22 protein-coding genes are annotated in these 17,691 nt (G+C 67.1%); 13 read left to right on the top strand and 9 right to left on the bottom strand.

Features of this window, described 5'->3' with window-relative positions; genetic code table 11:
- Positions 1–6: 6 nt before the first annotated feature.
- Both FN976_RS02045 and FN976_RS02040 read left to right on the top strand, forming a co-directional pair.
- Entirely contained in the window at positions 7–342 is a 336-nt protein-coding gene (locus FN976_RS02045) for a rhodanese-like domain-containing protein (protein ID WP_145890455.1), read from the top strand.
- A gap of 37 nt (positions 343–379) precedes the next feature.
- A complete protein-coding gene (locus FN976_RS02040) occupies positions 380–1,702 on the top strand; it encodes a TolC family outer membrane protein (protein ID WP_145890453.1) in 1,323 nt (440 codons plus the stop codon).
- 41 nt (positions 1,703–1,743) lie between these two features.
- On the opposite strand, the gene FN976_RS02035 is transcribed toward FN976_RS02040, so the two are convergent.
- The 3 genes from FN976_RS02035 to FN976_RS02025 are packed head-to-tail and all read right to left on the bottom strand — an operon-like array spanning position 1,744 to position 5,332.
- Positions 1,744–2,988, bottom strand: coding sequence for a 3-deoxy-D-manno-octulosonic acid transferase (locus FN976_RS02035; protein WP_145890451.1), 1,245 nt, complete (start codon positions 2,986–2,988; stop codon positions 1,744–1,746).
- Positions 2,985–3,953 carry a lipopolysaccharide heptosyltransferase I gene (waaC, locus tag FN976_RS02030; RefSeq protein ID WP_145890449.1) on the bottom strand — a complete coding sequence of 323 codons (969 nt, stop codon included), beginning with the start codon at positions 3,951–3,953 and terminating at the stop codon, positions 2,985–2,987. The genes FN976_RS02035 and waaC overlap by 4 nt, the downstream gene beginning before the upstream one ends.
- A complete protein-coding gene (locus tag FN976_RS02025) occupies positions 3,950–5,332 on the bottom strand; it encodes a phosphomannomutase/phosphoglucomutase (RefSeq protein WP_145890447.1) in 1,383 nt (460 codons plus the stop codon). The genes waaC and FN976_RS02025 overlap by 4 nt, the downstream gene beginning before the upstream one ends.
- A gap of 102 nt (positions 5,333–5,434) precedes the next feature.
- On the opposite strand from FN976_RS02025, the gene FN976_RS02020 reads away from it, so the two are divergent.
- The 4 genes from FN976_RS02020 to FN976_RS28760 all read left to right on the top strand — a co-directional run bounded on the left by FN976_RS02020 (position 5,435) and on the right by FN976_RS28760 (position 8,564).
- Entirely contained in the window at positions 5,435–6,934 is a 1,500-nt protein-coding gene (locus FN976_RS02020) for a DNA-3-methyladenine glycosylase 2 family protein (RefSeq protein WP_145890445.1), read from the top strand.
- Positions 6,931–7,428, top strand: coding sequence for a methylated-DNA--[protein]-cysteine S-methyltransferase (locus FN976_RS02015; protein WP_145890443.1), 498 nt, complete (start codon positions 6,931–6,933; stop codon positions 7,426–7,428). Before FN976_RS02020 ends, FN976_RS02015 begins: the two co-directional genes overlap by 4 nt.
- A 78-nt stretch (positions 7,429–7,506) precedes the next feature.
- Positions 7,507–8,403, top strand: coding sequence for a DMT family transporter (locus FN976_RS02010; protein WP_145890441.1), 897 nt, complete (start codon positions 7,507–7,509; stop codon positions 8,401–8,403).
- The gene (locus FN976_RS28760; protein WP_186510725.1) at positions 8,400–8,564 is read left to right on the top strand and encodes a hypothetical protein; all 165 of its coding nucleotides are present in this window, start codon (positions 8,400–8,402) and stop codon (positions 8,562–8,564) included. Before FN976_RS02010 ends, FN976_RS28760 begins: the two co-directional genes overlap by 4 nt.
- Here FN976_RS28760 and FN976_RS02005 read toward each other — a convergent pair.
- A complete protein-coding gene (locus FN976_RS02005; protein ID WP_145890439.1) occupies positions 8,561–8,920 on the bottom strand; it encodes a hypothetical protein in 360 nt (119 codons plus the stop codon). The genes FN976_RS28760 and FN976_RS02005 overlap by 4 nt on opposite strands.
- A 143-nt stretch (positions 8,921–9,063) precedes the next feature.
- Between FN976_RS02005 and FN976_RS02000 the strand changes: the two genes are divergently transcribed.
- Positions 9,064–9,810, top strand: coding sequence for a hypothetical protein (locus tag FN976_RS02000; RefSeq protein ID WP_145890437.1), 747 nt, complete (start codon positions 9,064–9,066; stop codon positions 9,808–9,810).
- A 21-nt stretch (positions 9,811–9,831) separates the two neighbouring features.
- On the opposite strand, the gene FN976_RS28755 is transcribed toward FN976_RS02000, so the two are convergent.
- From FN976_RS28755 to FN976_RS01990, 5 genes are all read right to left on the bottom strand, one after another.
- Complete coding sequence (locus FN976_RS28755) at positions 9,832–9,978, bottom strand: hypothetical protein (protein WP_186510724.1); 147 nt, start codon at positions 9,976–9,978, stop codon at positions 9,832–9,834.
- The gene (locus FN976_RS01995) at positions 9,975–10,163 is read right to left on the bottom strand and encodes a hypothetical protein (RefSeq protein WP_145890435.1); all 189 of its coding nucleotides are present in this window, start codon (positions 10,161–10,163) and stop codon (positions 9,975–9,977) included. The genes FN976_RS28755 and FN976_RS01995 overlap by 4 nt, the downstream gene beginning before the upstream one ends.
- 12 nt (positions 10,164–10,175) lie before the next feature.
- The gene (locus FN976_RS28750; RefSeq protein ID WP_186510723.1) at positions 10,176–10,334 is read right to left on the bottom strand and encodes a hypothetical protein; all 159 of its coding nucleotides are present in this window, start codon (positions 10,332–10,334) and stop codon (positions 10,176–10,178) included.
- Positions 10,334–10,501 carry a hypothetical protein gene (locus tag FN976_RS28745; protein WP_186510722.1) on the bottom strand — a complete coding sequence of 56 codons (168 nt, stop codon included), beginning with the start codon at positions 10,499–10,501 and terminating at the stop codon, positions 10,334–10,336. The genes FN976_RS28750 and FN976_RS28745 overlap by 1 nt, the downstream gene beginning before the upstream one ends.
- A gap of 103 nt (positions 10,502–10,604) precedes the next feature.
- On the bottom strand, positions 10,605–11,711 hold the full coding sequence (locus FN976_RS01990; RefSeq protein ID WP_145890433.1) for a DUF2855 family protein: 1,107 nt from the start codon (positions 11,709–11,711) through the stop codon (positions 10,605–10,607).
- Between the two features lie 81 nt (positions 11,712–11,792).
- Here FN976_RS01990 and FN976_RS01985 point away from each other — a divergent pair, with 81 nt between their 5' ends.
- The 6 genes from FN976_RS01985 to FN976_RS01965 all read left to right on the top strand — a co-directional run bounded on the left by FN976_RS01985 (position 11,793) and on the right by FN976_RS01965 (position 17,648).
- Positions 11,793–12,407: a TetR/AcrR family transcriptional regulator gene (locus tag FN976_RS01985; RefSeq protein ID WP_145890431.1), complete on the top strand. Its 615-nt coding sequence runs from the start codon at positions 11,793–11,795 to the stop codon at positions 12,405–12,407.
- 3 nt (positions 12,408–12,410) lie between these two features.
- Positions 12,411–13,091 (top strand): glutathione S-transferase family protein, encoded by a 681-nt coding sequence (locus FN976_RS01980; RefSeq protein WP_145890430.1) that lies wholly within the window; start codon positions 12,411–12,413, stop codon positions 13,089–13,091.
- Positions 13,092–13,354: 263 nt separating this feature from the next.
- Positions 13,355–14,599, top strand: coding sequence for a tyrosine-type recombinase/integrase (locus tag FN976_RS01975; protein WP_145890428.1), 1,245 nt, complete (start codon positions 13,355–13,357; stop codon positions 14,597–14,599).
- Entirely contained in the window at positions 14,599–15,300 is a 702-nt protein-coding gene (locus FN976_RS29750) for a transcriptional regulator domain-containing protein (RefSeq protein WP_222432760.1), read from the top strand. The genes FN976_RS01975 and FN976_RS29750 overlap by 1 nt, the downstream gene beginning before the upstream one ends.
- A 118-nt stretch (positions 15,301–15,418) precedes the next feature.
- Positions 15,419–15,730, top strand: a complete 312-nt coding sequence (locus FN976_RS29745) for a helix-turn-helix transcriptional regulator (protein WP_432417841.1) — start codon at positions 15,419–15,421, stop codon at positions 15,728–15,730.
- A gap of 58 nt (positions 15,731–15,788) precedes the next feature.
- Entirely contained in the window at positions 15,789–17,648 is a 1,860-nt protein-coding gene (locus FN976_RS01965) for a DUF3631 domain-containing protein (protein WP_145890426.1), read from the top strand.
- Positions 17,649–17,691: the final 43 nt, after the last annotated feature.

Here is a 17,691-nt window from a genome sequence, read left to right as displayed (position 1 = left end):
CCAGCCATGATCCCGCAGGTGCGCCCCGCCGAACTCGACGCCTGGTTGCAGGCCCAGCCCGCATCCGCCGTGGTGCTGGACGTGCGCGAGGCCTGGGAAGTGCAGACCGCCAGCGTCCAGCCGCAGGATTTCGAGCTCGTGACGATTCCCATGAGCCAGCTGCAGGGCAGCATGGCGCAGCTCGACCCCGAACGGCCGACGGCGGTGCTGTGCCACCACGGCGCGCGCAGCCAGCGCGTGGCGATGTTTCTGGCGCAGCAGGGCTTCACGCAACTGGCCAACATCGCCGGCGGCATCGATGCGTGGTCGCAGGAACGCGACCCGGCGGTGCCGAGGTATTGATGCGCACAACGAACGAACAGCAACAAGGACGGATTCAATGATCTCGATGCGGCTACTTCCCCTGGCGGCGGCTTTGAGCCTGGTCCTGGCGGCGCCGGCGCGCGCGGAAAGCCTGTTGGCGCTTTACGAGGCGGCGCGCGTCCATGACGCGAGTTGGCAGTCGGCCAAAGCGCAGTACGACGCGAACATCGCCCGCGCCGAGCAGGCCAGGGCCAACATCCTGCCCACCGCCGGCCTTTCCGGCGGTGTCACCCGCAGCGCGTTCGAGAACAACAATCCCGCCACGGACCGCAACTTCACGACGCAGAATGCGACCGTCAGCGCGTCGCAACCGCTGTACCGGCCGGCCAACCTGGCCAACTACCGCCAGGGCTTGCGCCAGCTGCAACTGGCGGAGTTCCAGCTCACCGCCGCCGGCCAGGACCTCATCATCCGGGTGAGCCAGGCCTACTTCGACGTGCTCGCAGCGCAGGACACGCTGGCTTTCGTCCGTGCCCAAAAGGCCGCCGTGGCCGAGCAGCTGGCCTCGGCCAAGCGCAACTTCGAGGTCGGCACCTCGACCATCACCGACACCCGTGAAGCGCAGGCGCGCTACGACCTGGTGCTGGCGCAGGAGATCACTGCCGAGAACGACTTGCGCGTGAAGCGTCTCGCGCTCGACACCGTCGTGGGTCGCGACAACACGCAAGCGAACTCCCTGGCGACGCCATTGAACGTGCCGGCGCCGCAACCGCCGGATGCGGAGGCCTGGGTGGTCCAGGCCGAGTCGAGCAGCCCGTCGATCCTGCAGGCCAAGACAGCCGTGGAGATCGCCGAGCTGGAAACCGAGAAGGCCAAGGCCGGACACAAGCCCACGGTGGACCTGACGGCCAGCTACGGGCTGACGCGCAACCTCAACGGAAGCGCCGCGTCGCCGCTGGACTCCAGGCCCAAGAGCGGCAACCTCGGCGTGGCTTTCAACCTTCCGCTCTTCGCCGGCTTCGCCACCCAGAACCGGATCCGCGAGACGCTGTCCCTCGAGGAGAAGGCGAAGGCCGACCTCGACGCCACGCGCCGCTCTGTCTCGCAGGCCGTGCGCACGGCCTTCTTTGGCGTCGTGTCCGGCCAAGGCCAGATCCGCGCGCTCGAGGCGGCAGAGGCCTCCAGCCAAAGCGCGCTGGATGCCAACCGCCTGGGTTACCAGGTCGGTGTGCGCATCAACATCGACGTCCTGAACGCGCAAAGCCAGCTGTTCCAGACCAAGCGCGACCTGGCGCAGGCGCGCTACAACGTGCTGCTCGGGCACCTTCGGCTGCGGCAGGCGAACGGCACGCTGCAGGTGGAAGATCTGGCGCGATTGAATACCTTGCTGACGCCGTAGTTCGCGTGCCTGTCATTGCGGACTTGATCCGGCACTGAATTTCAGCGCGCCAGCAGTTCGGCCACGGCTTTGGCCGTCATGTGCGCAGCGCCCCGATGCGCCGAAGCGAAGGCCAACCCGGCTTCGGACGCGGCGGCGCGCAGACCCCCATCGGCCGCCATCTCCACTGCCGCACGCAGCCCCTCTTCCATGGCTGTGACGCGCTTCGCCGCCCCCGCCTCCTCCGCCAGCTCCGCGGCCTCGGCAAAGTTGAACGTATGCGGCCCCATCACGACAGGGCACCCACATGCCGCCGCCTCGATCAGGTTCTGTCCGCCCAGGGGCGCGAAGCTGCCGCCCAGCAGCGCGACGTCGGCCAGACCGTAGTACAGCGCCATCTCGCCCAGCGAATCACCGATCCAGACATCGGCCGCCGCCGGACCTTCACCCCAGGCACTGCGCCGGGACACCGTCACCCCCGCATCCGACACCAGCGCCGCCACCTCGTCGAAGCGCTGCGGATGGCGCGGCACGATCAGCCACTGCACGTCACGCTTGCCGGCAATCGCACGCAGGAACTCCGCCTCCTCGCCTTCACGCGAACTCGCGAACATGACGATCGGCCGTTGCAGCGCCGCGCGCCACCCACGCCCACGCGCAAGCTGCCCCGCGTCCGGCGCCGCATCGAACTTCAGATTGCCGTACACACCCTTCACCGTGGCCCCTGCCTCGGCCAGCCGCCGGGCATCCGTTTCCGTCTGCGCCCAAACGGCCGCCAGGGCGCCATAGGCGGGACGTGAAAGCCCGGACAGCCGCCGCGCCTGCACCAGCGACTTCTCGCTCAGCCGGGCATTCGCCAGCGCCAGGGGAATGCCGCGCCCGTGGCAGGCCGCCGTGAGGTTCGGCCACACCTCGGTCTCCATCAACACGCCGGCCGCCGGCTTGAAATGTTCGAGGAACCCGCGCACGGCCTGCGGCGTGTCCCACGGCAGCCAAGCCTGCGCATCGCCTTTGCGCAGCAGCCTGGCGCCTTCCGCGCGTCCCGTGGCCGTGCCGTGGGTCAGCAGGATGCGCAACCCCGGATCCACTTCCCGCAATGCCTTCAGGAGGATGCCGGCCGCGCGCGTTTCCCCGAGCGACACCGCGTGGATCCACAACCGCCCCGGCTCCGTGGCCTGCTCATAGCGCCCGAACCGTTCCTCCACATGCTCCAGGTAGCCTGGCTCGGACACGCCGCGCCGCCGCAGCTTGCGCCGCAGCAGGGGTTGCGCTCCGATCAGGACCAGGGAATAGAGCGGCCGGATCATCCCGGCATTGTGACGGCGTCCCAGGCGGCAGCCACCGCTTCGACCGTCGGCGCCGGCTGCGCGACCACGCTGCGCTGGCGCCGCGCCTGCGGCAGCGGGCCGGTGCGCCAGGCGGTGTCGAAGTTGTAGATCTGCACGTGCGGCAGGTCCAGTGCGACGGCGATGTGGCTCAGGCCGCTGTCGACGCCGACCACGCCGGCGCAGCGCGCCATGCGGTCGGTGAGCGCGTCCAGCGAAAGCCGGGGCCACACTTCCGCTTCGGGCCCCAGCGCCTGCGCGAACCGCCGGCTGCGCGCTTCTTCCGCCTCGCTGCCATGCGGCAAGGCCAGCGTGTAGCCCTGCGCGATGAGGCGGCGACCCAGCGCGACCCAATGGTCCTCGGGCCAGCACTTGTCTTCGCGCGAGGTCCCGTGCACCAGCACGGCACAGCGTTGCGCCGGGCCAGCGCCGCGCCGCAGGCCGAAGCGCAATTCATCCGGCACCGCGTAGCCGAACACCTCGGCACACATGGCGCGCGAGCGCTGCACGGCATGCGACTGCGGATCCACCGCCACGGCGACGTCGGCCACCCAGCGCGTGGGCGCCTCGTAGCTCGAGCCCTCCGTGCGGTTCGCCATCGCGTAGCGGCGCCCGCCGCCTGCCAGCCGGGCCATGTGGGCGACCAGCGCGGACTTGGTCAGGCCCTGCAGGTCGATCACGGCGTCGTAGTCCGCACGGTGCAAGTCGGCACGGAAGCCGCGCCAATCGGCCCGTGTCTCGCGCGCGAGCGGTGCCTTGCGCCAGCGCCGCAGTTCACAGGGGATGGTGCGGGCGACGCCTTCGCAGCGTGCGGCCAGCGCGGCGAAGCCGCGTTCCACCACCCAGTCGACCTGCGCCCCGGGCACGCAACGAAGCATGTCCTGCACCGCAGGCATCGCGTGCACCACGTCGCCGAGCGAAGACAGCTTGACGACCAGGATCCTCAATGCGCCGCCTCGGCGATGGCCGCATCCGGCTTGACGGTGCGGAGCAACGCGAGCATCTCCCCTTCGATGCGGTGCATCGCTTCCTGCGTGTGCCCCTCGAAGCGCAGCACCAGCACCGGCGTGGTGTTCGAGCCGCGGATGAGCCCGAAGCCGTCGGGCCAGTCGACGCGCAGGCCATCGATGGTCGACACCTGCGCGGCCGGGAACGACGCCTTGGCCACCAGTTGCTCCACCACGCGGTGCGGTTCGCCCTCCTCGCACTTCACGTTGAGTTCGGGCGTCGAGAAGCTCGTGGGCAGTGCGTCGAGCACGGCGCTCGGGTCGGGATGGCGCGAGACGATCTCGAGCAGCCGCGCCCCGGCATAGGTGCCGTCGTCGAAGCCGTACCAGCGCTCCTTGAAGAAGATGTGGCCGCTCATCTCCCCGCCCAGCGGCGCGTTCACTTCACGCATCTTGGCCTTGATCAGCGAGTGGCCGGTCTTGTACATCAGGGGCTGGCCACCGGCCGCCGCGATGGCCGGGGCCAGGCGCTGCGTGCACTTCACGTCGAAGAGGATGGGCGCGCCGGGCACGCGCGAGAGCACGTCGCGCGCGAACAGCATCATCTGCCGGTCGGGGTAGATGTTGTTGCCGCCGCGGGTGATGATGCCGAGGCGGTCGCCGTCACCGTCGAAGGCGAGGCCCAGGTCGGCACCGCTGGTCTTCAGGGCGGCGATCAGGTCGCGCAGGTTCTCGGGCTTGCTCGGGTCCGGGTGGTGATTCGGGAAGTTGCCGTCGACCTCGCTGTACAGCTCGACGACTTCGCAGCCGAGCGCGCGGTAGATCGCGGGCGCCGAGGCACCGGCCACGCCATTGCCGGAATCGACGACGATCTTCAACGGGCGGGCCAGCTTCACGTCGCCGACGATCCTGTCGCGGTAAGGCGCGAAGATGTTGACGTTGCGCACATTGCCCGGAGTGCTTGCATCTTCGGACACCCCGGTTTCCATCAGCTTGCGCAGGGCCTGGATCTCTTCGCCGTAAATGGCGCGGCCGGCCATCACCATCTTGAAGCCGTTGTAGTCACGCGGGTTGTGGCTGCCGGTCACCTGGATGCCGCTGCTGCAAAGCGTGCTCGCCGCGAAATAGAGCATGGGCGTGGTGACCATGCCGACGTCGACGACGTCGACGCCGCTGGCGACGAGGCCGCGCACGAGCGCCGCGCTCATGCCGGGGCCGCTGAGGCGCCCGTCCCGGCCAACGGCAACGGTCGATTCGCCCTCGCGGCGGGCGACGGTGCCGAAGGCCCGGCCGAGTGCTTCGGCGACTTCTTCGGTCAAGGTGGAGGGCACGACGCCACGAATGTCGTACGCCTTGAAGATGCTGGGGTTGAGTTGCATGGGGAGGTGCGAAAAGGGTTTGCAGCCATTCTAGGCGCGGACCCCCGGGGAACATGTCCGAAAACGGCCAGTTCGTGCGCGGCCGCTGCGTATCATTCCTCCATGCCATCCGTCGACACCCCGCTGCACCCCGATGCCTGCTACCTCGCGCTGAAGACGCGCGACGCGCGCTTCGACGGCAGCTTCTACACGGGGGTCACGAGCACCGGCATCTACTGCCGGCCGGTTTGCAAGGTCCGGCTGCCGCGCCGCGAGAACTGCCGCTTCTTCGCGCATGCGGCGCAGGCCGAGCATGCGGGTTTCCGGCCGTGCCTGCGCTGCCGGCCCGAGCTGGCGCCTTATGCGCAGCATTGGTCGATCCAGGATGCCAGCAGCATCCTGGCCCAGCAGGCGGCGCGGCTGCTCGACGAGCCGGAAGCCTGGGACGGCGAGCCGCCTTCCATGGAGCAGCTGGCAGCCCGCCTCGGCGTGAGCGACCGCCACCTGCGCCGCATCTTCGAGGCCCAGCTGGGCGTTTCGCCGATCCAGTATCTGCAGACGCGCCGCCTGCTCACGGCCAAGCAGTTGCTGGCGGACACCGACCTGCCCGTGACGCAGATCGCACTCATCAGCGGTTACGCCAGCGTGCGCCGCTTCAATGCTGCGTTCAGCGAGCACTATGGGTTGAACCCGACCCAGCTGCGGCGTGCGGGCGCGAACGAGGCGGGAGGCGCGACGGTTCGCCTGGGCTATCGGCCGCCCTATGACGTGCAGGCCATGCTCGGCTTCTTCCGCACCCGCGCGATGACCGGACTGGAGTTCGTGGAGGGCAACCAGCTCGGCCGCACCCTGTCCATCACCGCCGGCGGCGAGCGCCACAGCGGCTGGCTGGTCGCGGAATTCGACGAAGCGCAAACCCGCGTGGTGCTGCACTTCAGCGACACGCTGCGGCCGGTGCTGCCGCTCCTGCTGCGGCGGTTGCGGGCCGCTCTCGACCTGGACGCGGATCCGCACGCCATCAACGCGCAACTGCACGGCAGCTTTCCACTGGGCGACGGCCTGCGTGTGCCTGGGTCGCTGAGCGGCTACGAGCTTGCCGTCCGCGCTGTCCTGGGCCAGCAGATCACCGTGGCCGCGGCGCGCACCCTCGCGCAGCGCCTGCTGGACCGCTTCGGCGAACCCATCGCGACACCTCACGCCGCCCTGACGCACCTGTTCCCCGAGCCAGCCGTGCTGGCCGCGGCGGAAGGCGACGCGCTGGGGCAACTCGGCATCGTCAAGCAGCGGCAGTCGGCCATCGTCGCCATCGCCCGCGCCGTGGCGGAACGCCGCATCCACCTCCATGGCGGCGCCGATGTGCAGGCCACCATCACCGCTCTGAAGGAGCTGCCCGGCATCGGCGACTGGACAGCGCAATACATCGCCATGCGGGCGCTGCGCTGGCCCGACGCCTTCCCGGCAGGTGACGTCGCGCTGCAAAAAGCGCTGGGCGTCCAGCAGAACAAGCAGGCCGCGCGCGACGCCGAATCGGCATCGCAAGCCTGGAAACCCTGGCGCAGCTATGCCGTGGTGCGGGCGTGGAGCACCCTGGCCCAACCCACCTCTTCTGGAGCAAAGACATGAAAGCGCCTTCCGACCTCGTCTCCTGCCGCTACGAGAGCCCGCTCGGGCCGATGCTGCTGGCTGCCACGGACACCGGCGTGGCCGGCGTGTGGTTCGTGGGCCAGCGCCATGGCCCCGACAGCACGGGCTGGCCGGAGCAGCCCGATCACCCGATGCTGCATCAGGCGCGGCAGCAACTCGCCGACTACTTCGCGGGCAAGCGCGCCGGATTCGACCTCCCGCTGGACCTGCGCCTGGGCACCGCGTTCCAGCAAAGCGTGTGGCAGGCGCTGTTGCGCATCCCCCGCGGCGAAACCACCAGTTACGGTGAGCTGAGCCGGCGCGTCGGCAAACCGCAGGCGGCGCGGGCCGTGGGCGCCGCCGTGGGCCGCAACCCCGTCAGCATCGTCGTGCCCTGTCACCGCGTCGTCGGCACCGGCGGCGCCCTCACCGGCTATGCCGGCGGGCTGGAACGCAAGTCGGCGTTGCTCAAGCTCGAAGGCGCATTGATGTGATGGCGGAATCAATCCGCCGCGCATCTTTCATCACTGCACCGGTAGCGGACAACGCTTCCACAGGCACACTCGATCGCCATGTCTTTCGCTTCCATCGCTGATTTCGTGCTGCTCGCGGCGATCTGGGGATCGTCGTTCCTCTTCATGCGCTACGCGGTGGTGGATTTCGGCGCGCTGCCCACGGCCTTCGTGCGGGTGTTGATCGCCGCACTATTCCTCTTGCCGCTGCTATGGTTGCGCGGTCACGTGGCCGAACTGCGCCAGCACTGGAAGAAGATCGCGGTGATCGGCGTGCTGAATTCCGGCATCCCGTTCGCGTTGTTCTCTTTCTCCTTGCTCGCGATCACCACGGGCCTTTCCGCCATCCTGAACGCCACGGTGCCGCTGTTCGGGGCCCTGGTCGCCTGGTGGTGGCTGAAGGACAAACCGACGGGCTCGCGCGTGCTCGGACTCGCGATCGGGTTCGCGGGCGTCGCGCTGCTCGCCTGGGACAAAGCCAGCTTCAAAGCCGACAACGGCGGCATCGCACCGGCCTGGGCCGTGCTGGCCTGCCTGGTCGCCACCAAGTGCTACGCCATCGCGGCAAGCGCAACCAAGAAGCACTTGGGCGGGCTGCCCCCGCTCGTGACCGCGACGGGCAGCCAGATCGGCGCCACGCTCGGCCTTGCGCTCCCGGCGCTGTGGTTGTGGCCGGGGCAAACACCGGGCGCGCAGGCCTGGCTGGCGTTGCTGGCGGTCGGCGTGCTGTGCACCGGTGTCGCCTACATCCTCTACTTCCGGCTGATCGAACAGGCAGGGCCCGCGCGTGCGCTGGCCGTGACCTTCGTGGTGCCGGTGTTCGCCCTGTTCTACGGCAGCGTGTTCCTGAACGAACAGGTGACGCCGTGGATGGTGCTTTGCGGCGTCGTCATCGTCTGCGGCACGGCGTTGTCCACGGGTTTGCTCAAGCTGCCGGCCTTGAAGCCACAGACATGAGTTCCGCGCGCAAGACGAAACTGCGGCTGGCCGCCAGCAAGCCGCGCAACCCGCTGGTGGTGCCGGCGGCGCAGCGCAAGGCGGGCGAGCACCGAAAGTCGCGCAGCGCCGAGCGCAACGCGGACAAGATGCAGCTGAAGAAGCAGCTGAAAGAGATCTAGAAGCGCGGCAGGTCGGCGAGGCGCTGGCCGGGCCGCTCTTGCGCAAGCGCGAGCGTCTCCGTGCCTTCGGGGAGCACGTCCACCTTCACCTCGGGACCCTGCTGCAGCACGCCGCGTTCCGTCGGGAACATCGAGATGACCGTGTCGCCCTCGACCAGGCGGTCGACCACCTCGACCAGGCGGGTGGGCGCGGGGCGGAGTTCCCAGCGCTCCATGGCCGCGTCGAACATGCCCATCATGACCTCCGCCACCATGTTCCCTTCGTACCGAAGGGCTGTGATGCCGTACACGACCGAAGGCAGCGGTTGCGTGGCGAAGTTGGCCAGCACGGCGGCGTGGGCGCGGGATGAATCCATTGATTTCTCGACCATGGCGCATTGTGGGTGCCCACTCAGGGGCCACGATAGGCCGAGCGCGCGAGCCGCCGTCGGAGACAGCCTACCGCCGCGCCAAGGTCCGCTAGACTGGCGGATTGCGCGCGTCACCTCCCCGCAGTCCCATGCAGTCCCCCACGTCGCCCGAAATGCTTGCCCTGGGCAAGGCCCACGCGCGGCGCCTGCGCGACGTGTACCGGTCGGCCGGGTGGCCCAGCCTGGACGCCCTCGAGATCGACCTACTGGCCGCCGGCTTGCTGCACCGGGTGTCCGCGCCGGGCGGACAGGAAACACTTCGTGTCAGCGATCTGGGCGTGCAGTGGCTGGCGCAGGCACTCGCCCGCAACCGCGCGGCGTTGTCCGCGCATGAAGCCCTGGTGGAACGCGTCGCGCAGGAGATGTGCCGCGCGGGCCGGCTCGCGTGGCGCGGGCTCAGCCTGCGCGCGCAGGTGCCCTGCAATGACGCCGCCAAGCCGTTGCGCTGGTGCTTGGCACGGCCGGACGTGTTCTCGATCCGCCACACCTCCGTGGAGAGCTACGTCGAGCCCATCGTCCACGAGATCAAGGTCCGTCGCAGCGACCTGCTGGCGGACCTGCGGCAGGAAGCGAAACGCTCCGCCTATCTCGACCTCGGCGAATGCTGGTACGTGCTGGGCCGGGACGCGCGCGGCCGGCCGATCGGCGAGCCGGAGGAGGCGCCGCCGGAATGCGGCGTGCTGGTCGTCGACGGCTCCCGGCTGGCGGTGGCACGGCCGGCGCGGCGGCGCACCCGCACCGGTCTGCCCTTCGGCGTGTGGATGGCCCTTGCCAAGTCGACGCCGCTGGCCAGCCTGGACGACGACGCGCAAGGGCAGCTGGGCGAACCCTGCTGATCGGGTGCCGCTTCGGCGCGACTACTGCTTCGGATGCTCCGACTTGCCCTGCTCGGGGTCCTGCACCCGCCCCTTCTCCGGATCGGTCGGCGCGCGGGGCTCCGGATTGGCAGGCTTGGGGATCTCGGTGGGTGGCGGCACCGGCGCCGCCGGCGCGCCCGTGCTCACTCGCGCTCCACCTTGCGCAGCGGGCGCTCTTCACGCGAGCCGCTGCGCTCGGAAGCACGTTCCGACGATCGCTCGCTGGCCGACGGCCCGCCGTCGTCGGCCGGGATGTCGTCCTCGCCGCGCAGCTCCGGCTCTTCGCGGTCCAGGTGCGGGGTGGGCGGGGTGATGCCTTCAGGCGTGTTCATGCGAACTCCTTGTCACAGATGAGGTGGCTTGACGCCGGGATCCTCCGGCTCGTTGGGGGGCGGCATCTGGCCGAACTCCGGCTCGACGGGCAGCTGGCTGGTGTTGGGCGCACCCGTCTCTTCTTCCGCAGGCGCGGCCGGGTCGGGCTGGGGCAGGTTGTGGGTGGTCATCAGAACGGGCTCTTGCTGCCGAGCACGCACTCGGCGCCGCCGGGCGCCACATGCCCCGGCGCCGGCGGTGCCGGCTCCTCATGATGCGGCGGCGAGAACCCGTCGTCCAGCGTTTCCAGCACCGGCTCTGCCGTGCACAGGGTCGGATCGATGTCAGCGGCCATCATGGAATCTCCTTGTCGCTGATCGTTGCCCCGCCCCGGGTTGGCGGACCTCGGCGGTAGACCCGACCGCGTGTCGTCCCAGGACGGCGACCGCGTCGGCGAATTCCTAGCTTGCGGTCCCGTCGAGCACGACCACGTGGCCCAGTTTCGGGTCGATGCGGCCGGCGCAGAGTTCGGCGATCAAGTCCTGGGCTGCCTCCAGTCCTTGGTGCTCCTCCACCTTCATCCACGCCTTCGGACCGTCGGCCACCCGCCGGATGAAGGCCAGTTGCGCTTCATTGAAGCGCCGGTTCACCTCCGCATGGCCCCAGTCCGCATTGCGCTTCCTGATCTGCACGGGCGCGAAGTAGAACTCCGGCTTGGGTCCGGGCAGTTCCTTCTCGCGCAGGAACTCCGTGTTCTGCGCCGAGCCGGCGAAGCAGTCGTAGACCAGTGCGCCGCCGAAGTGCTGGTGCACGCGCTCGCGCAGGGCCTCGTCGCCGGAGAAGTCGACGTAGAGCGTCGGCGACGACGCATCCAGCGTCGAGAGCTCGTCGTAGCTCACCGTGCGCTGGTAGCAGCCCAGCCCCTCGACGAAGGCGCGGTTCCCGGCGGAAGTCAGCGCCACCAGTTCCACCTCTTTCATGCCCTCCAGGCAGAAGGCCGTGCCGTAGGCCGTCTTGCTCGACGCGCTGGACACCACGAGCCGCCTGGCGCCGAAGAATGCGTTGTCGTGCAGGAAGTCGGCCAGCATGAAGGAGGTGATGAAGAGCGGCCGCAGCAGCATCTGGTGGTTCTCATCCGCCGCGCGATACGCGGCGTCGTGGCTGGCGCGCGTGTACTGGTTGTACGCGGAGACCAGCGAGAGGCGGTGCGCGGCCCCGTCGTAGAAGCCGCGTTCGCTCACGCGCACCGGCTGCATGCGCAGGTGGCTCGCCAGCGGAAAATAGCCGTAGAAACGCTCGCCCGGCTCGACCCCGTCCACCGTCGACTCGACCACGTCGGCGAAGCCCCAGACCGGCATGTGGCCCCAGCCCTCGCGGCCCGTGGGGAAGAAGTTCCAGTACTGCATCGCTTCGCCGAAGGCCGCGTAGGTGATGTTGTTGGTGGTGAGCGCGGCGCGGCCCAGGCGCAGGATGGCCTCGCCCGCTGCCGCCGGCGCGAGCGGCGACGTGTCGAGCACGCTGTGATTCAATGCGCTCTTGTCGGTGAGCACGCGCTGGAGCTGTGGCATGGCGGGACCTTGGGTGTTGGCGTTGCGGATGCGTCCACTGTATGGCGCGCGGGCGCCGCGCGGGTTCGGTTTGCACGCGCCATGAACAAGCCGCTGAAGCGCCCCTCGCAGGCCCGTGCGCGGTTCACGGTCCTGGCCATCTACGACGGTTTTGTTCGGATTTGGCGGCGCGACGGCTGGGACCGGCTGACCACACGGGCCGTGGCGCTGGAGACCGGCATCTCCGTGGGCACCCTCTACGAGTACTTCCCCAACAAGCTGGCCCTGCTCTCGGGCTACGTCCGGCATGGGATGGAGCGGCTGGTTGCGGCGATTGACGGAAAAGCGGTGGCACCGCCTCGAATGCCCTGGCGCGAGCGGGTGCGCGAACTCGTGCGCCTCACTTGCGGTGTCGACGCGCCAGAGCTCGCGTGGGTGCATCCGCGCATGCTGGCGCTGGAAGCGGAGATGGCGGAGTTGAAGCATCACCGCCGCGTGCAGGAGGAGTTGCTGGCAGCCTGGCAGCGCACCTTGGCGGCTTGCACGGACCTGCCCGTCTTCCCTTCCGGCGAGTTGCTGCAGTCCCTGCTGCTCGCCGTGTGGGGCGGCCGGCGTTACGCGCTGCTGCTGGAGATCGACGAGGCGCAGGCGCGGACCTGGGCCGCGCAGATGGAAAGCATCTGCATCGCCGCCATCGAACGTTCATCGGATCCTTGAGCCATGCCCCTCGTCCTCCACTACCACCCGCTTTCCTCGTTCTGCCACAAGGTGCTGATCGCCTTGTATGAGCTGGAGCTGCCGTTCGAGCCGCGACTGCTGAACCTGGGCGATGCCGCCGCCGTCGACGCTTACCGGAAGCTCTGGCCCACCGCCAAGATGCCGCTGCTCGAGGACGACGGCCGCGTGGTGCCGGAAACCAGCATCATCATCGAGCACCTGGCGCGCCGCGTTGGCGGCACGCAGCGACTGCTGCCGCTGGACGATGCGCAGCCCAGCCTGGACGTGCGGCTGTGGGACCGGCTCTTCGACCACTACGTGATGCATCCCATGCAGGCCATCGTGGCCGACCGGATTCGCGGCGAAGCGGACCGCGATCCGCTGGCGGTCAGTCAGGCCCGCGAGAAACTGGTCATGGCCTACGGGATGATCGAACAGCGGCTGACGGATGGCAGGACCTGGATCGCGGGAGAGGCCTTCACCATGGCCGACTGCGCGGCGGCACCGTCGTTGTTCTATGCGGAAACGCTGGTCCATTTTCCGGCGGACCGGCCGAAGCTCAAGGCCTACTACGACCGCTTGCTGGAACGGCCCTCGGTGGCGCGCACGCTGGAGGAGGCCACGCCGTTCTTCCAGTACTACCCGTACCGCGAAGCGTTGCCGGTGCGCTTTCGCAACGCTTGAGGCCGGCAAAAGAAAACGGCACCGCACGGGGAAGCGCGATGCCGTTTGCAAAATCAACTGGCGGAGTGGACGTCGGTGTGACGCATTTCCATGAAGGTCTGTGAATGTGTGCCATCGACGAGCACTTCAGGGTGCCGACAGACCGGCCTGTCCACCAATGTCTTAAGCTTCAACTGCTTGATGTCCAGCCGTATCCAGCGGCATCTTGATAGTTGATTTTGATAGTAAGGCGGAGCCAGATATGCTCACCGGCTGGAGGAGCAATGCCTGGACCCATCCACAAGCTGACCGACACGAAGATTGAGGCCGAGCTCAAGAAGGCGCGCACTGCCGCTTTCAAGGGCAAGGGGAAGCCGATCCTACTGGGCGACGGAGGCGGACTCACTCTCCAAATCTCCCGATCCGGGACAGCGTCCTGGCTGCACAGATACATGCGACACGGCAAGCCTGTCGGCCTGGGTCTTGGCCCGTACCCGGCCGTCAGCCTAAAAGCTGCGAGAAAGAAGGCCGAAGAAATACGGCAACAGCTCGCGCATGGAAAGGACCCGCTCGCGGAAAAGCGGGCACAGCAGGCGGAGGAAAAGCTGGCGGCCACCAGCACGACGACTTTCGACAGTTGCGCCGCCACTTACATCACGGACCACAAGGCCGAATGGAAGTCCGCCAAGCACGCGCAGCAATGGACCAACACCTTGGCAATGTACGCCTCGCCCATCATTGGCGACCGCGAGATCGGAAGCATCACGACGGCCGACCTGCTGCGCATATTGAAGCCGATCTGGCTCACAAAGAACGAAACGGCTTCCCGCGTTCGCGGCCGGATCGAAGCCGTTCTCGACTGGGCCACCGCCCACGGCATGCGAACCGGCGAAAACCCAGCGCGCTTCCGTGGGCACCTGGAACACCTTCTGGCCCGCTCCACCCCGGAACAACGGGCGGAGAAGCACCACTTGGCCATGGCTCACGAGAAGATTCCGAACTTCATGGTGGAACTGAGCAAGCAAGACGGCATGTCCAGGTGGGCTCTTGAGTTCCTGGTCCTCACGGCCTGCCGCACATCGGAGGTTCTGGGCGCGCAGTGGAAGGAAATCTCGGCGGACGGCGCGCTGTGGATCATCCCGAAGGAGCGTATGAAGGCGGGCAAGGAGCACAGAGTGCCGCTGGCGCCGCGTGCCCAAGAAATACTCGAAAAGGTGAAACCATTCAAGAAAGGCGATGGCGTCTATATTTTTCCAAGTGGGTCGGAGGACAAGCCCTTGAGCAACATGGCCCTGTCGATGCTACTTCGGCGCATGGCCATCACTGGTGCCACGGTGCACGGCTTTCGCAGCACGTTCCGCGACTGGGTCGGGGAGAAGACTACGCACGACCATCGCACGGCCGAGGCCGCACTAGCCCACAAGCTACCCGATAGAGTCGCTGCAGCCTACGCGAGATCTGACCTTTATGAAAAGCGGCTTGCCATGATGAAGGATTGGGCGGCGCACTGCGTCGCAGGAGTCGCCTGATGGGGAGAGTTGCCGCATGGCGAACGAAGGAGTTGGGCTGGGTCTGCGCCAACCCTGATTGGCGCGATGCTGGGAGCTACGGACTGAAGCCAAACGCGCCTCTGCACCACTGGGCTTGGGAATTTCTTAGACGCAATTCCCGCTATCGAAGATCGGCTGCCGAAGGAGATCCGCACTCCGCAGGACTTTGGGGGCTCACGTCCCTGGCCAACCCAGAAGCGAGCAGTGAAGAGGTCAGGTGGTTAGCGATACAAGCCTATCAACTGATTCAGGGTACCGGGCGTCTCCCTGACTTGGCGCAGTGGCAGGTAGCCCTGATCTTTGATGTTCGCCATAAGCTCCCGTTAGCGGTGCTGCAACGTCAGCTCGGTGAGCTTGCTGAATACTTGTACACCGCAGGGGGACCCTCATCCGCCGCGGTCGAGATGAAGAATCGACGCGGCGGACCCAAGCATGACAAAGCGTCGCTGCTCCTCTGCCTCCGCTTCGCAGACGCCGTCGCCAACGACAGGACCATTGACTCAAACGAACTCGCTGAGGCGCTGGGCATCGAGGGGCGTCGCTCGAAGCGGCTTAGTGAGATACATCAGAGGGCCAGCGCTCTGGTTGCCAACGACTATCTGCGCCTTGTTGACCAATCGCTGGCGCCAATGAGACACACGCCCCGCCTACTCAAGATCGGCACACAACCGAGTTGGTAGTAAGCACGGCGTCCGGAGGGGAGCGCCGTGCGGCGATACTCCGATCAACTCGACTCAGTAGCCCGGACTATTCGCGCATTTGGCCGGCGCCTTTGACACTGGAGCTTCCAACGAAACAGTGGAAGCAACAGTGACGCCAGCGGCCTCCAAAGCTATTGAGCTCCCGACCTGGGTTCCCAGAACCCTGGCTCAAGCCGAGCTAGCTGCCGTGCGCCTTTTGGACATCCATGAGGTCTGCGCTCGGGTGAGCTTCAGCCGGGCGCAGGTCTACGAAATGATGGCGCAGGGGCGCTTCCCTCGCCCCATCAAGTTTGCGCCTGGCCGACGCGGCGCAGTCAGGTGGCCTGACATCTGGATCAGCGAGTGGCTCCGGCTCGCCATTGAGTGCGCCGCTACGGAAACGCCGCCGTCGGCCCCAAGGAGCGCCTAGCGAACCTCCCGTCCACCTACCCCCATCCAACCCGGCCTGAACCAACCAGCAGAACACCATGAGCAACTTCGAATCCAAAGACGACTGGAACCCGCAGGACGTCACGCTGCCCTCAGGCATCCCGCGTCAGGAGAAGCGTTCCCAGAAGCCTAACGCGCGCTGGACGCCGCCCAAGTTCTCTGTTTCCGAGATCCTGGTCAACTGCGAAGCCGCGCCCGACGACCACCCCTTTTTGCTGCCGCTCGGCCTGTCGCGAACACACGGGCACGTGTATCACGGCGATCCCATCGCTGGCATCGAGTGCGACGGCTGCTTCATGGACCTGATCTGCGACACCCAGAAGCAACCCGTCAACATCTTTATCGCGGCCCCGACTGCAGAAGGTTCATTCGGGTGGCTGTACCTGCCTGGCGCACCTCTGGCAGGTTGCTTCACGCTGGTGGGCCAGCGCACGCCAAAGCTTGTGATCGTCGCCGACTACCTCAGCGGGCTAGCGATCCACGAAGCCACCGGGTACGGGGTTGCTGTAAGCCACTACAACGAAAACCTGGAGTCCGTCTGCCGCAGCCTGAGAATCCTCTATCCGTCCGCGGAGCTTGTCCTCGCCGCCGGTGTTCGACGGCAGAAAGACAAGCGGGCCGTCCGAGAGATCCTCGCCGAAACCTCAAGCGAGCTCGGCGTGCCAGTAGCAGCGCTTGAGACCAGCCCGACTTTCCACCAACTCCGGCTGGAGAAGGGCATCGCGGCAGTGCGCGCGAGCGTGCTGAACGCGCGCATCTACGAACCGGAGCCCGAGGTTGTAGTGGCTAGCAGTGAGGATGATGCAGGCGATGAACACGTTGACCAGCGGTCGGCTACCGCGTGGTCCATGCCCGTCCACCCTGCTGGCCTGATCGCCGGCATCTGCGCGCACATCGCACGGCACACCGCCCTCCCCTTCCACTCGATCTGCGCTGTTGCGCTGTGGGCGCTGGCGACCCACTTCGTCGCGCTCTTCTCCATCGCCCCGATTCTGGCGCTGATCTCGTTGACTCGCCGCTGCGGCAAGTCCATCACCATCGATGCCTTCCACCGGTTTGCATGGCGACCGGAACTCACCTCCGACATCACTCCTGCCACGCTGTTTCGCCTCTGCGCGAAGAAGGTGACGATGTTCCTCGATGAGGCGGACCAGTACCTGCGGCGCGCCGGCAATCAACTGGTCGTCGTGCTCAACGCCGGCCACTCCCGAATCGCCCCAAAGGTGATGAGGGTCATCGGCGGCAGGGAGCAAAGCTTTACTGCGTTCGGCTTCAAGTGCATCGCAGCCATTGACCTGCCGCCTACGGTGATGGACCGAGCCATCGTCATCACCTTGGTTCGGAAACTCGTGACCGAGAAGGTGGAGTCCTATACCCCCTCCGAAAATGACGACGTCGTGGCCCTGCGCGCCCAGATCGAAGCATTCACGTTCGACTACTGGGACAAGATGAAGGCGGCGAAGCCGCACACACCCAACTTGAGTAACGACCGGGCGGCGCAGAACTGGGTGCCCCTGCTTGTCGTCGCCAGCTCCGCGGGGTCCGCGTGGGTCAAGAATGCAGCCGAAGCCGCAGTAGCGCTCACGCCTTCAGATGACGAGGTGCCGTCCGTCGTGGAGGAGTTCATTCGCGATCTGGCGACCGTCTTCCGCAGGTCGGGGGCACCGTACATCAGCTCGCTCAACATCGTGTCCGCATTGAACGCTGATCCCGCCATGCAGTGGGCCACGTACAGCAACGGCGGCCCGCTGCGAATCCACGACTTCAGCCGGCTGATGAAGCGCTTGAAGTTGAAGAGTACTCAGAAGCAGATCTCCAAGGGAAAGAACATCCATGTCGTGTACCAGGCGGACGTGGCCGATCTGTTCGCACGCTACACGAACTCGCACCAGTCATGAAATTTACCGCTACACCGCTACATCATCGTCCCAGGAGCTACGA

The organism is Caenimonas sedimenti (assembly GCF_007833165.1).
GTDB lineage: Bacteria > Pseudomonadota > Gammaproteobacteria > Burkholderiales > Burkholderiaceae_C > Ramlibacter > Ramlibacter sedimenti.
This window is presented reverse-complemented; position numbering and strand designations above follow the sequence as displayed.